The organism is Mesorhizobium waitakense, assembly GCF_056431085.1.
Genome location: NZ_JBWKME010000051.1, coordinates 1 through 12,354, shown reverse-complemented (window position 1 = coordinate 12,354; position 12,354 = coordinate 1). Strand labels below are relative to the sequence as shown.

At 63.6% G+C, this 12,354-nt stretch carries 12 protein-coding genes and 1 pseudogene; all 13 read right to left on the bottom strand.

The window, feature by feature from the left end; genetic code table 11:
* Positions 1–10 precede the first annotated feature (10 nt).
* A complete protein-coding gene (locus AC07FD_RS12225) occupies positions 11–1,102 on the bottom strand; it encodes a fatty acid desaturase family protein (protein ID WP_478350062.1) in 1,092 nt (363 codons plus the stop codon).
* Between the two features lie 20 nt (positions 1,103–1,122).
* Positions 1,123–2,037: a sugar phosphate isomerase/epimerase family protein gene (locus tag AC07FD_RS12220; RefSeq protein ID WP_478350061.1), complete on the bottom strand. Its 915-nt coding sequence runs from the start codon at positions 2,035–2,037 to the stop codon at positions 1,123–1,125.
* Between the two features lie 57 nt (positions 2,038–2,094).
* The gene (locus AC07FD_RS12215; RefSeq protein ID WP_478350188.1) at positions 2,095–3,183 is read right to left on the bottom strand and encodes a Gfo/Idh/MocA family protein; all 1,089 of its coding nucleotides are present in this window, start codon (positions 3,181–3,183) and stop codon (positions 2,095–2,097) included.
* A gap of 201 nt (positions 3,184–3,384) precedes the next feature.
* Positions 3,385–3,813 (bottom strand): annotated as a pseudogene (locus AC07FD_RS12210) (aconitase X swivel domain-containing protein); the annotation flags it as partial.
* Positions 3,810–5,060, bottom strand: coding sequence for an aconitase X (locus AC07FD_RS12205; RefSeq protein ID WP_478350060.1), 1,251 nt, complete (start codon positions 5,058–5,060; stop codon positions 3,810–3,812). The pseudogene AC07FD_RS12210 and the gene AC07FD_RS12205, both read right to left, overlap by 4 nt.
* Before the next feature lie 71 nt (positions 5,061–5,131).
* Complete coding sequence (locus tag AC07FD_RS12200; RefSeq protein WP_478350059.1) at positions 5,132–6,199, bottom strand: ABC transporter ATP-binding protein; 1,068 nt, start codon at positions 6,197–6,199, stop codon at positions 5,132–5,134.
* A complete protein-coding gene (locus AC07FD_RS12195; protein ID WP_477227088.1) occupies positions 6,199–6,987 on the bottom strand; it encodes an ABC transporter permease in 789 nt (262 codons plus the stop codon). The genes AC07FD_RS12200 and AC07FD_RS12195 overlap by 1 nt, the downstream gene beginning before the upstream one ends.
* Positions 6,987–7,850, bottom strand: coding sequence for an ABC transporter permease (locus tag AC07FD_RS12190; protein ID WP_095091419.1), 864 nt, complete (start codon positions 7,848–7,850; stop codon positions 6,987–6,989). The genes AC07FD_RS12195 and AC07FD_RS12190 overlap by 1 nt, the downstream gene beginning before the upstream one ends.
* Positions 7,851–7,916: 66 nt before the next feature.
* The gene (locus AC07FD_RS12185) at positions 7,917–8,978 is read right to left on the bottom strand and encodes an ABC transporter substrate-binding protein (protein ID WP_478350058.1); all 1,062 of its coding nucleotides are present in this window, start codon (positions 8,976–8,978) and stop codon (positions 7,917–7,919) included.
* A gap of 55 nt (positions 8,979–9,033) precedes the next feature.
* Entirely contained in the window at positions 9,034–10,005 is a 972-nt protein-coding gene (locus AC07FD_RS12180) for a PfkB family carbohydrate kinase (RefSeq protein ID WP_478350057.1), read from the bottom strand.
* Complete coding sequence (locus tag AC07FD_RS12175) at positions 10,002–11,042, bottom strand: ADP-ribosylglycohydrolase family protein (protein ID WP_478350056.1); 1,041 nt, start codon at positions 11,040–11,042, stop codon at positions 10,002–10,004. The genes AC07FD_RS12180 and AC07FD_RS12175 overlap by 4 nt, the downstream gene beginning before the upstream one ends.
* Before the next feature lie 3 nt (positions 11,043–11,045).
* On the bottom strand, positions 11,046–11,771 hold the full coding sequence (locus tag AC07FD_RS12170) for a GntR family transcriptional regulator (RefSeq protein WP_478350055.1): 726 nt from the start codon (positions 11,769–11,771) through the stop codon (positions 11,046–11,048).
* Positions 11,772–11,982: 211 nt separating this feature from the next.
* Entirely contained in the window at positions 11,983–12,267 is a 285-nt protein-coding gene (locus AC07FD_RS12165; RefSeq protein ID WP_478350054.1) for a DUF982 domain-containing protein, read from the bottom strand.
* Positions 12,268–12,354 lie beyond the last annotated feature (87 nt).

Sequence of the window (12,354 nt, the reverse complement as noted above, 5' to 3'; positions counted from 1 at the left end):
TGGTTCTCCCCTATTCCGCTGCCGCCGGGACGGTCAGCGCATGGAATTCGTCGCGGTACGGCCGTGCCGTCGGCGGCAATTCGCGCTCGAGGAAATAGTCCTCGTACTGGAGCTGTTTGATCAGTACCGGCCAGACCTCGCGATAAGCATGCCACATCGAAGGGTTCGGTTCCGGCAGATCGTGCTTGATCAACTCATGCAGCTTCGGCAGCGCATGATAGGGCACCATTAGAAACATGTGATGTTCGACGTGGTAGTTCATGTTCCAATAGATGAAACGGCTGATCGGGTTCATGTAGATGGTGCGCGTGTTCAGCCGATGATCGGTGACATTGTCGGCCAGCCCGATATGCTGAAGCAGGCCGGTCAGCACCATGTGCCAGCTGCCGTAGAGGCGCGGCAGGCCGATCAGCACCAGCGGCAGGAACGACCAGAGGCAGAGCGCCAGCGCGATCGCAGCGAGATAGATAGCGATCTGCCAGCGCGCGGCGATAACCGCCTTGTGCTGCTCCATCTCCGGCACGAAGCTTTTCTCGTCCGGCGAGAGTTTGCCGAACGCATTGCGCACCAGCGTCGGCAGCGAATAGCGGAAATCGAGGACGCCGGTGAAGGCAAGTGCGGCGCGCAACAGATCCGGCGGACGCATCACCGCGATCTCGGCGTCGCGGCCAACGATGATCGTGTCGGTGTGATGTCGGGCATGGCTCCAGCGCCAGGTCACCGGATTGCGCATCAGCATGAAGCTCGCGATCTGGTAGACGACGTCGTTCATCCAGCGGGTGCGGAAGGCTGTGCCGTGGCCGCATTCGTGCCAGCGCGAGTCGCTGGAGGAGCCGTAGAGCACACCGTAGACGCAGAAGAACGGCACGCACCACCATGAACTCCAAAACCAGATGCCGCCGGCAGCCGAGCCCAATATGGCGGCGATCCAGATGAGGGTGTCGCGGATCGCCGGCATATCGGAGCGTTGCATCAGCTCCTTCATGGTCTTGCGCGGCACGTCCGTGTGATACCACTCGGCGGAGGCCAGCCCGGTCTCGATCGCGATCCGCGTGCTTTCACCGACCAGGCTGTAGTGGCGCTTTGTCTTGACCGTCGCCATCGTCGCCTCCCGTGCGGTCCTCAAAGGCCGTTGGCGCGGAATTTTCCATCGAGGAATGTCTTGGCGCGTGGCACGTCGTCCTCGGTCAGATGCTCGATGATGACCGGGATGTTCGGGTGCTTTTCGCTGAGCCGTTTGAGATAAAGATCATAATTGAGCGAACCGAGGCCGGGCGCCGGCAATTCGATCTCGCCGACGCCGCGAAAGGTGAGGCCTTCCGAAGCATTGTCATCGCCAATGTCGGCGTGCTTCTCCGACTTGTCGCTGCCGGAGCGCTTGACGTCCTTGGCATGCGCGATCCTGATCTTGTCGGTCAGCGTGTCGAACACCTGGTTCAGCACCTGGTCCATGCGGTCGATGTTGTGCGCCTCGAAATAATTGGTCGGATCCATCAGCAGGCCAAGACCAGGATGGTCGACCTGCGCGAACATCTTGACCGTTTCCTCGACTGAGCCGACGACATTGTTGACATAAGTTTCGAGCAGGAAGACCGCGCCATGGTCATAGGCCGTCTGGGCAAGGTCGGAGATCACCTTACGGCATTCCTCGAATCCTTCCTCAGTCTTGTTCCTGGGGTGGTGCACCCAATCGGATTCGGTGTTGTAGGTGCCTGTTTCCGAGATCACGTAAGGCGAGCCGAATTCGCGCGCGTTGCGGATGATCTCCTTGAGATAGCCGACGCGCTTGTCGCGCTCGACCTTGTCCGGGTGGATGATGTTGGTGTAGCCGGAAATGCAGCAGACCGGCAGATTGTGGTCGCGGAACGTATCCCGCACAGTCCTCGCCTTATCCTTGGCGATCTGCCCAGCCGAGAGGTCGATATCCCTGAAATGCAGATCGAGTTGTACCGTGTTGAAATCGAGCGCGCGAATGCGCCTGGCCACCTCTTCGAGGCCATAGGGAAAATAGCCGGTGAAGATACCCGCCTGCATCATGATGTGAACTCCTCCCGGTAAGCGATTCAGCCGCCACGCTATTCGGCGGCCAGATGTTCAGTCGATCGATATCTCGGACAGCTTGACCGTGCGGCCCTCCGCCATGGAACGGTATCCGGCTTCGACCAGCGCCATTGTCTTGACGTTATCGGCGACAGACAGCGCCGGTGGAGTGCCCGTCTTCACCGCCTGCTGCAGCTGTTCCATCACGCCGATGAAGGCGTGCGGGAACCACATCGTGTCCCATCTGGGACTGACCCATTCGCCGCCTGTCGTCTCGGCCGAGGCATAGGTCAGGGTCGAAGCCACGCCCGTCGGCCAGCCGATGGTGCCCTTGGCGACTCCCCTGGTGCCGTCGACGCGCCAGTTGATGTGCTGGTCGTCCTTGTAGCCCTCCTGGCGCGGGCCGGACCAGACGTCTTCCAGCGACACGGCGAGCACGCCCGACGGGAAGCGCAACGTCGATACGGTGATGCCGTCGGAATGGTCGAATTTCGTGCGCGGATCCTTGCGCGTCAGCGTCGTGATCTCTTGCGGATCGCCGAAAAGGAAACGCAGCACGTCGAGATGATGCACGCTCATGTTGGCGAGCGTCAGCCGGTCATAGTCGGCAAGAAAAGTCTGCCAGTGCGGGATCGCATGCATGTCGATCTGCGCGAAGACGATGTCGCCCAGCGCGCCACTATCGATGATTTGTTTCAGCACGCGCATCGACTGGTCGTAGCGCATGTTCTGGTTGATAGAGAGGATCTTACCGGACCCGGCCGCTTCGTCGCGCAGCCTGACCGCTTCCTCTACCGACAGCGCCAATGGCTTCTGCGCCAGGATCGCCTTGATGTGCTTCTGCTTCAGCGCATGGCGGATCAGCGCCGGTTGCTGGTCGGGCGGAAAGGCAAGATCGACGATCTCGACCCGGTCGTCCTCGATCAGCTGTTCCGGCGTCTCATGAACGGTCGGGATGCCCCAGCGCCCGGCCACTTTTTCGGCGCTGGCTTTCGTACGCGAAGCAATCGCGACCACTGGGAAGCCGGCTTGTGCATAGGCGGCGAGATGGCATTCGGCCATGATCATGCCGGCACCGACGCAGCCGATCCGGTATTCCCTGGTGCGAATCTTCACATCCGGCTCGAAATCCGTGCCTGCCATCCATTCCTCCCGTGGAGGACAGGATATAACGCGATGGCCTGCGCCTCGGCCAAGGCCGACACCATCATTTCCCATCATGGGGTGTGACGACCGACGATTCAGACCAGGAATGACGAAGGCCGCGCTGATAAGCGCGCGCCGTCTGTTCGAAGTGGCGACGCGAGGCAGCACTCCAGCCACTCCGTCTGGGCGTCTCCCGATGCTGACGATCGACCGGCCATCCACGCCGAGACTGATCGCGATCCGGTCGCCGGAGGCGACACCGGCAATGTCGCACACCACCAGCGGCATGCGGATGGCGTAGAGGAATTCGGCGACGATGGCGCCCACCGCCAGGATCGGGTCCGGCCGCTCCAGAAGAATGCCGGCAGGTGCCTTGCCCTTGCGGATCGCCTCGGCCAGAACCGAGGATGAGGAGGACGAGCCACGCCCGCTCGGCATCACCAGGATCTTGCCGGCGATATTCTGGCCGAGACCGGGATGCGAATGGTCAATGATGTCGCCAGTCTCGGCGTCGACGCCGCCCCAGAAGCTGAGCGGCTGCGAAAAAGCCAGCGCCTGGCCCTCGGCCTCACCGGCCAGTTGGAAGGTGCCGAACCGCTCGACCCCGGTGTCAGTCGACCAAATCATGACGCGCTCCGCACAACATGCCCGATCGCAGCCGAGCGGATGCAATCCCTCATGTCGGCGAAGGCGACGGACACGCCGATATTGCCCGGCGCGTAATGCGCCCATTTGCCGGAATTGGTCATCACCACGCCGTCCAGGCGCTCGAGGATCGAGGTGACATAGGTGCAGGTGTCGGCGACCGGGATCAAGCCGAACCCCTCCATGCCAGCCAGCGCGCCCTCCTCCTGCAATCGCGTCAGCGTCGCGCGACCGGTGTTGACATAGATCGGGATACGCCTGGCCGGCGCGATCTCGCGCACCATCGGCAACAGACGCATCCATTCGTCATGGGAAAAGTGCGGCGTGCCCAGTGACACGGCCGCCAGCGGCGCACCATCAGGCACGGTCGATAGCCTGGCCAGCGCGTGATCGATGTCGGCGCGACTGATGCGGATCGAAGCCTCTGGCGCATGGCCTTGGAACGCCTCATCGAGCGTCTTCGCTTCTGGCGTAATGCCGACCGCATGGAACAGCGCCACCGCGCCGGTGGTTGCCGCCGCAGCACCCAGCGCCTTCAGTTGGTCCTCGTCACGCGGTTGTGGCAGGCCGGCGATCACCGGAATCCGATCGCCGCTCGCCTGCCCGATGAACAGCCCGACGCCGACGAACAGGCTGTCGCTCGGCTCCGGCTCAGGGACGGCCAGGTCGAACAGGATGCGGCCGCGCCGGTTCTCGCTCAGATGCAGGCCCCAGGCCGGTGCACGCGCGGTCATGGCGCAGCAAAGGTCGATGAAATCGCCATAACGGTTGGTGCGCGCGCCGATAACCGAATTGGCAAAGACGATGGCATTGGATTCACCCCAGGCGATCTGCTCGCCGAAGCCCGGCCGGAACCGCGTCTGGTAGGGTGCGCAGGTGAACGTCGCCTGGCAGCCGAGTTCGAGATGCGCCTTCATCAGACGCCGCGCCGGCGCTTCCTCCGCCGCCGGCATCTTCACCATGCCGGGATGGATGAGATCGAACGAACCAACATTGAGCGTCGTCGGCACCCGGACACGGCCACCGCCCTCGACCAGCCGTTCGACGAAATCGAGCCCGGCCTTGCCGTGGTAAAGGCAGCCATCGATATGGGCGCCGGCAATATCGAGCAGGCTGCCGGCTCCAACTGCATTGGAAAACGCGACCAGGATTTTCATCGCAGCAGCTGCCGACTGGCCCTGCTCGCCATCGAGCATCGACTGGTCCCGCCCACTCAGTTCCAAGGTCATCGCCACTCCGGACTCTTGCCCGGCTATGCTGTCCCTGATTGCGAACGGTCTGGCAAGACCCGTTGCAGATCTCAGCCCGCAGCGATCAGCACCGTGCTCTCCGGCGACCAGCGCAGCACCACGTCCTGCCCTTCCGCCAGCCGCTCGATGCCGGTGTTCTGCACAATGACCTTGAGCGTCTGGCCGGCACGATCGACGAAGTACGTGCTGTTGTTGCCGGCGAAGATGCGCTTGGAAACCTGGCCCTTGAGCACGTTCGTGTCGGTGGCATTGGAAACCCCGGCATCGGTGGCAATGCGGATGCGTTCAGGCCGCACGGCGCAGCTCGCCTTGGCGCCGACAGCAAGGGTCGCGCCCGCGCCCGCGGCAATCGCCGTGCCGTCCGCCAGGCGGATGCCGCTGCCCGTCGTGTCGCCGCGAAAGATATTGGCGTCACCGAGGAAAGTGGCGGCGAACTCGCTCTTTGGCCGGTCGTAGATCTCTTCCGGCGGCCCTTCCTGCACCAGCCTGCCGTCGCGCAAGATGCCGATGCGGTCGCTCATCGTCAGCGCCTCTTCCTGGTCGTGGGTAACGAAGATGGTGGTGATGCCGATCTCGCGCTGGATGCGCTTCAGTTCGATCTGCATGTCGACGCGTAGCGCCTTGTCGAGCGCGCCGAGCGGCTCATCGAGCAGCAGCACGCGCGGCTTGGTGACGATGGCCCGTGCCAGCGCCACCCGCTGGCGCTGGCCGCCCGACAGCTGGTGCGGGCGCCGGCCGCCGAGCTTGCCGAGTTGCACAAGATCGAGCGCGGCCTGCACCTCGGCGGCAATCACCGCCTTGGCCTCGCCGCGCACCGACAGGCCGAAGGCAACATTGTCGGCAACGCTCATATTGGGAAACAGCGCATAGTTCTGGAACACCATGCCGATGCGGCGCTTCTCGACCGGCACCCGCTCGACGCTCTCGCCCCCGATGGCAATGCGGCCGAAATCGGGAAAGTCGAACCCGGCGATCTGGCGCAGCAGCGTGGTCTTGCCACTGCCCGACGGCCCAAGCAGCGCATAGAAGCCGCCATCGGCGAAATCGATGGAGACATCGTCCAGCGCCTTGTGCGCGCCGAAGCTGCGCGAGACATTCGATACCTGCACGCCGGCCATTATTTCTCTCCGCCGAATTTGAAGAAGCGCGCCGTGAGCAGCATCAGTGCCATCGACACGACAATGATGATCGTCGAGACCGCGTTGATCTCGGGCGTGAAGCCCTTGCGGATCGCGGCGTAGATTTCGACCGGCAGCGTCGTCTGCCCCGGCGTCGCCAGGAAATAGGACACCACGAACTGGTCGAACGAGACGGCGAAGGCGAACAGCCCACCGGCAATGACGCCGGGCATGATCCACGGCAGCGTGACACGCCACGTCACTTGCCACTGGTTGGCGCCGAGCGAGCGCGCCGCCTCTTCCAGTTCCGGCGCGAAGGTCTGCAGCCGGGCCGAAACGACGACGATGACATAGGGCAGCGCCAGCGCCACATGGCCAAGCAGGATCGCATGCAACCCGCGGCCGATGCCGACGCCGAAGAAGAAGATCAGCATCGCCGTGCCGGTGATCAGCCAAGGAATGGCGATCGGCGGGAAAAGCAGCGCCTGCAGGAATTTCTTGCCGCGAAATTCATAACGATAGAGCGCCAGCGACGCCGCCGAGCCAAGCACCGTGCAGACGATGGTGGTGATGACGGCGATCTCGACGCTGTTCCAGGTGGCGGCAATCAGTTGATCGTTCTGCCACAGCGATGCGTACCACTCCGTCGTCCATTCGAACGGCAATTGGTAGAAGGGCGAGACGTTGAACGACATCAGCGCCATGATGATGATCGGCAAATAGAGGAAGGCCAGCAGGAGCCAGATGTAAAGGCGGCCGAGCCATTCGAGGATGCGGGTTGTCGCCATCACGCGGCCCTCTTGAGCACTGGCGAGGCAGCCGCCAGGATCACCAGGACGACGGCCAGCAGGATGAAGGAGAGCGCCGCACCCAGCGGCCAGTTGAACACGGCGACGAACTGGTCCTCGATGACCGTGCCGTAGAAGGTGCCTGTGCGGCCGCCGAGGATGCGTGGTTCCATGAACGAGCCGACAACCGGCACGAAGATGAGCGCAGCGCCGGCCACCAATCCGGGCATCGACAGCGGAATGATCACGCGCTTCAGCACCTGTAGCCGCGAGGCGCCGAGCGAGCGCCCGGCCTCGATCAGCGAGTCGTCGATCGCCTGCAGGGTCAGGTAGCAGGTCAACACCATGTAGGGCACATAGGAATGCACCAGCCCGATGATCACGGCCGGATAGGAATACATGAGGTCGATATTGATCTTGAACGGCAGCACTGCGTTGAGCGCCGTATCGAGGATGCCGCCTTCGCGCAGCACCATCGCCCAGGAGAAGATGCGCACCAGGCCGTTCGACCAGAACGGCAGGATGACGAGCAGGAAGATCGCCTCGCGGCTGCGTCCCTTCAGCACCTTGGCCAGGACGTAAGCCGCGGGATAGCCGATGACGATGCACCACAGCGTCACTTCAAGGCCAAGCCGCAGCGAGGCGAGCAGCAGCGTCAGGTAGAGGCTTTGCGAGAAGAAGGCGGCATAGTTGCCGAGCGTGAACGCCCACGGCTTCCCCGACAGCGGCAGCTCGGTCATGAACGAGAAGAAGACCATGGCCGAGAGCGGCAGGAAGATCGCCACCGTCAGCCAGAGATAGGCCGGCGCCAGCAGCGGCAATGCCGATCTCAGCCCGCTTCGCGACGCTGTCGCAGCTGCCATGATACCCTCCTCCCAGGATTGAAAGAACCAGCCGGCGCGAACCGCCGGCTGGCCCGGATGTCGGCTCTATTTCACGTCGACCTTGAGCTGCTGCCACAGCGCCAGATAGGCTTCGCGCTGCGCGTCGGTTATCGGCGCTTGGAACTGGATGCGCTTGGCCACTTCGGGGTCCCCCATCACCTTGCGGTTGAAGGCATCCTCGGGCAGCGCTTCCACCGCCTTCGTGTTGGCCGAGACCGGAGCGCCGACCTTGGTGACCCATTCGACATAGAATTTCGGGTCGATCATGTAGTTGATGAAGGCCTCGGCGCCGGCGACGTTCTTGGCGCCGACCGGAATGGAAAAGGCATCGAGCCAGGCGACGGCGCCTTCCTGCGGCACGACCAGCGAGACCGGGAGCTTGAAATGCGTCTTGGCGCGGTCGGCGGAACCGCTCCAGTAGGTGCCGATGTCGATCTGGTTGGAGGCGACCATCTGGTTCCAGTCGTTCTCCGAGCTCCAGAAGGTCTTGATCTGCGGCATCAGCGAGGTGAGCTTCGTCTTGACCGCATCCATATCCTTGATGTCGTTGATGTTCTGGCCGGTGGCGATGGCGCCGAACTGCACCGCCTCGACGGCGTCGTCACGAATGACGACGCGGCCCTTGTGGGCGGCATCCCACATCGCGGCGATGCTGGTCGGCGGCTTGTCGAAGGATTTCTCGTTGATGGCGAGCGCTGTCAGTCCCCACACCCATGGCACGCCATAGACCTTGCCGTCATGGACAAGCATCGGCGATCCCGCCTTGTCCGTGCTGATGTCGGCGTAGTTCGGCAACTTGGACGTATCGATCGGCTGGATCAGCTTTCCGTCCATCGCCTGGTCGTTGAAGGCGGCATTGATCATGACGACATCATAGAGGCCGGGATTGGTCCGGATCTTGGTCAGCATTTCCTGTTCGGAATTGAAGAAGTCGTTGATGACCTTGTTGCCGGTGGCCTTTTCGAAAGCCGCGACGGCCCACGGCTCGTCAGTGCCGTAGCCCTTCCAGTTGAGCACATGCACCTCGTCGGCCTTGGCGGCAAACGCGAGTGCGGAGGTAAAGACGGCGGTCGCCGCCAAAAGAGCAGTCAAGTCAGGCATGCGCATGGTTGGTTCCTCTCTGTGTTTGCCCGCTTCCCGGGCTTGTCAGGCTTTCTGGCAGCTATGCATTGGCCTTCCGTGTCCGGCCTGCGCCCGACGGGTCGGCGGCATGGCTCAGGAATGTCTGGATCTCGTGATCGGCCGGCGCCGAAGAACCGCCATGGCGGGTCACCGAAACCGCCGCCGCTGCATTGGCATAGCGCGCTGCCTCGAAAGGCGGGATGCCGCGCGACAACGCGCTGACGAAGGCGCCGATATGGGTGTCGCCGGCGCCGTTGGTGTCGATGGCGGAAACTTTGAAGCCGGCAACGGTCTGCACCGAGCCGTCGGCCAGCCGTGCGTAGCAGCCCTTGGCTCCGGCGCGGATGACCACGCCCGCTGCCTTCGGGCAATGGACTTCCAGCAACCGCGCGGCAACCGTTTCAACGTCGCCCGGACCGGCAATCTCGGCCGCTTCGGTCGTGTTGCAGCTCAGCCATGTGGTGCGGACCAGCACCCGTGACAGGATGAGGCGCGGAATGTCCGATATCACCGGCGTCGGATCGAAGACGAAGGGAGTGTCCGCCGGCAGTGTTTCGATCCAGTCGGTGAGCACGTCACGGCTTGCGGGGTAGCTCAGCGTGTAGCCGGAGGTGAACACCCAGTCTCCCGGTGTGACCGAGACGGGCGCCATCATGTCGAGGCTGAGCACGCTCTCAGCACCTGGCCACGACACGAAGGTGCGTTCGGCGTCGCTCGAGATCATGGCGACGCAATTGCCGCTATCCATCAAGGGCGATGGCGGCGTCAGCGTCTCGATGCCCTCGTTGGCGAAAGCGGCCCGCAGGAAGTCGCCGTTCGGTCCACTGCCGAGCTGGCCGCCGAACACCACCTTCATGCCGGTACGGCTGGCCGCGACCATCATGTTGAAGCCGCCGCCGGCGACCTGGGCGAAGCTCGATGCGGTCTTCTCCGTGCCGGGCGCCGGCAAGGCATCGATGCGGTAGACATAGTCGACCACGGCACTGCCGATATGAACGAGACGCCCGCTCATGCCGCCGCGTCCTTGCCGGAACCCTTTTTCGCCACCCTTACCGCCATGAGATCAGAGGCAAGGGCGCGAACCTCCGACATGTCGATGCCGACAAGCCTGGCGGTATGCTGCTGCGGCAATCGGGAAAAGCCGGCGCAGGATCCCGCCATGCCGGCCGCGATGGCGCCGATCGTGTCGGTGTCACCGCCGAGATTGGCGCTGATGACGGCCGCCTGCCATGGATCGCCGCCGGCGACTTCCAGCACCGCGAAGGCGGCCGGAACGGATTCCTGGCTGGCGACGCCGGTGCCAACCAGATCGGTGATCAGCCGGATCGCATCCTTCATCACCTTGCCACGCACGATATCCTGCGCCCAGACGATGCGCGCGGCGATGTCGCCGCCGGTTACCCAATGGCCGAGCGTGGCCCCGCGCCTCGCTGCCGCAACCGCGCTGTCGGACGCGGCGCGCCAGCCACCGCCGGCGACGCCACGGCTGACGGCGGCGGCGACGGCGGCGGCCGAAGCGATGGCGATCGAAGTGTTGTGCGTCGCCCGGCAGGTCTCCGCCACCTTGGCAACCAGCGCGTCGAGCGGCTCAATCGGCATCATGATGCCGACTGGCGCAATACGCATCGCCGCACCATTGGTATCGCCGCCGCGCCCAGCGTCCTCCGCCGGCACGCCGTTGTTGATGGCATCGATGGCGCGTTTGGTCGACGGACCCAGCAGATCGTAGCTGCCGCGAGCCTTGACCTCGCGCTCCCAGTCGAGCAGTGCGTTGACCCAGCGCGCGTGGTCGAAACGGTCACCGGACTCCACAAGGATGCGGCCAAGCAGCAGCGCCTGTTCGGTGTCGTCTGTAATGGTGCCGGCCAGCAGCCCTTTCGACACCGGGTGGTCGGCCACCGGGGCGACGAAATCATCGACATGGCCATAAAGCTCGGCGATCCGGACCGGCGACAGGAGTTGCGTCGGCATGCCCAGCGCATCGCCAATCGCCCCGCCGACAAGTGCGCCCATGGCGCGGTCGATCGCCTTGCTGGTTGCATCCGACATCGCTCAGAACCTCATATGCAGCGCGAAATGCGCCGGGTTGAGCAGGCTGGTGACATACTCGATCGGCCGATCGTCGGCGGCGCGGGTCAACCGGCGACCGCGCAGGAACGGCGTGCCTTGCGGGCAGCCGAGGATGGCGGCATCCTCGGCATTGAGCATCTCGATTTCGACCCATTCCTCACCATGGTCGGGAATGAGCCCGGCGTCGCGCAGCGTCTTGTGAAGCGAACCCTCGCGCAGGCCGCGCAGCGGCACGTCCTCCAGTTCCGGCGACAGCGGCAGCCGGCTGCGTTCGATGGAAATGGCATGGCCGTCGCTGGCGTTGGTGCGAACCCGGTCGACGGCGATGAAAAACGGGCTCTCAATGCCAAGCCAGGCAGCCAGGTCGGCGTCCTCGATCACCTCCAGTCGCAGCGTCCGCGTCTCGGCATTGGCGCCGGCATTGGCCAGCGCCCGCGACCAGCCGACCGCGTCGTCGACTGGCATGCCGTCAAAGGTGACGAACGAGCCGATACCGACCTTAGTGGTGATCAGCCCGCGGCTGGACAGTTCCTCGAGGCCCTTACGAACCGTGTTGCGGCTGACGGAGAAGCGCTGGACCAGCTCGTTCTCGCTTTGCAGGCGGTCGCCGAAGCCGAGCACGCCGGATCGGATTTCATGCTCCAGAACGGTGGCGATCTGCTCAGGCTTGCCTGTGCCGGGAGACAGTTGAACCGCGCGCCGCTTCATATGCGTACCTGTCTAGTGAACCTGTATAGTCCTGTTCAATATATGGACGTGGGTACCGTGTCAACGGGATGCCGAAGACAAGCCAAACGGCCAGCGAATGTTGCGGAGGTGCCTGCAAAGCGTCGGCAGGCCGGGCAGCATGAACCCGAAAAGCTGATCGCGATCGCCGAAAACACCGCAATCAATCAAGAGGATAGAGCCAAGTCTTGATTCAATTTTGGCCGGACGGCATCGACACTTCACGGGGTTCAACGAGGATATCCGCTTCGATTGCGGCGCTAATGAACGCCGCTCGTGCCGCCGAGGCTTCCTTCCTTCCCTCAAGCACGGCCAGGCAGACCTTACGGGCTGCCATGTGCCTTTGCCCTGTCGCAACCGGCCAGCGGTTCATTAGAATGTCGGCGGCCTGAGCGACACGCTCCACGTTGAAGATCGAGTTTCGCCACCGGCCGAGCGCAATCCTCACCGGCTCATCGAAACGCTGGTCCTGCACCACGCCACCTCCCGAAATCGAACGTGCCGACCTAGGCTCAGGACTCATTGATCAGAGCCAGAAGATGACGGTTGCCGCGATGCAGATGGC

Bases quoted from the DNA above. Each gene is read 5' to 3' on its own strand.
- AC07FD_RS12220 (WP_478350061.1), bottom strand. From the start codon at position 2,037: ATGATGCAGGCGGGTATCTTCACCGGCTATTTTCCCTATGGCCTCGAA.
- AC07FD_RS12195 (WP_477227088.1), bottom strand. From the start codon at position 6,987: ATGGCGACAACCCGCATCCTCGAATGGCTCGGCCGCCTTTACATCTGG.
- AC07FD_RS12205 (WP_478350060.1), bottom strand. From the start codon at position 5,060: ATGACCTTGGAACTGAGTGGGCGGGACCAGTCGATGCTCGATGGCGAG.
- AC07FD_RS12175 (WP_478350056.1), bottom strand. From the start codon at position 11,042: ATGTCGGATGCAACCAGCAAGGCGATCGACCGCGCCATGGGCGCACTT.
- AC07FD_RS12185 (WP_478350058.1), bottom strand. From the start codon at position 8,978: ATGCGCATGCCTGACTTGACTGCTCTTTTGGCGGCGACCGCCGTCTTT.
- AC07FD_RS12225 (WP_478350062.1), bottom strand. From the start codon at position 1,102: ATGGCGACGGTCAAGACAAAGCGCCACTACAGCCTGGTCGGTGAAAGC.
- AC07FD_RS12190 (WP_095091419.1), bottom strand. From the start codon at position 7,850: ATGGCAGCTGCGACAGCGTCGCGAAGCGGGCTGAGATCGGCATTGCCG.
- AC07FD_RS12215 (WP_478350188.1), bottom strand. From the start codon at position 3,183: ATGGCAGGCACGGATTTCGAGCCGGATGTGAAGATTCGCACCAGGGAA.
- AC07FD_RS12200 (WP_478350059.1), bottom strand. From the start codon at position 6,199: ATGGCCGGCGTGCAGGTATCGAATGTCTCGCGCAGCTTCGGCGCGCAC.
- AC07FD_RS12170 (WP_478350055.1), bottom strand. From the start codon at position 11,771: ATGAAGCGGCGCGCGGTTCAACTGTCTCCCGGCACAGGCAAGCCTGAG.
- AC07FD_RS12180 (WP_478350057.1), bottom strand. From the start codon at position 10,005: ATGAGCGGGCGTCTCGTTCATATCGGCAGTGCCGTGGTCGACTATGTC.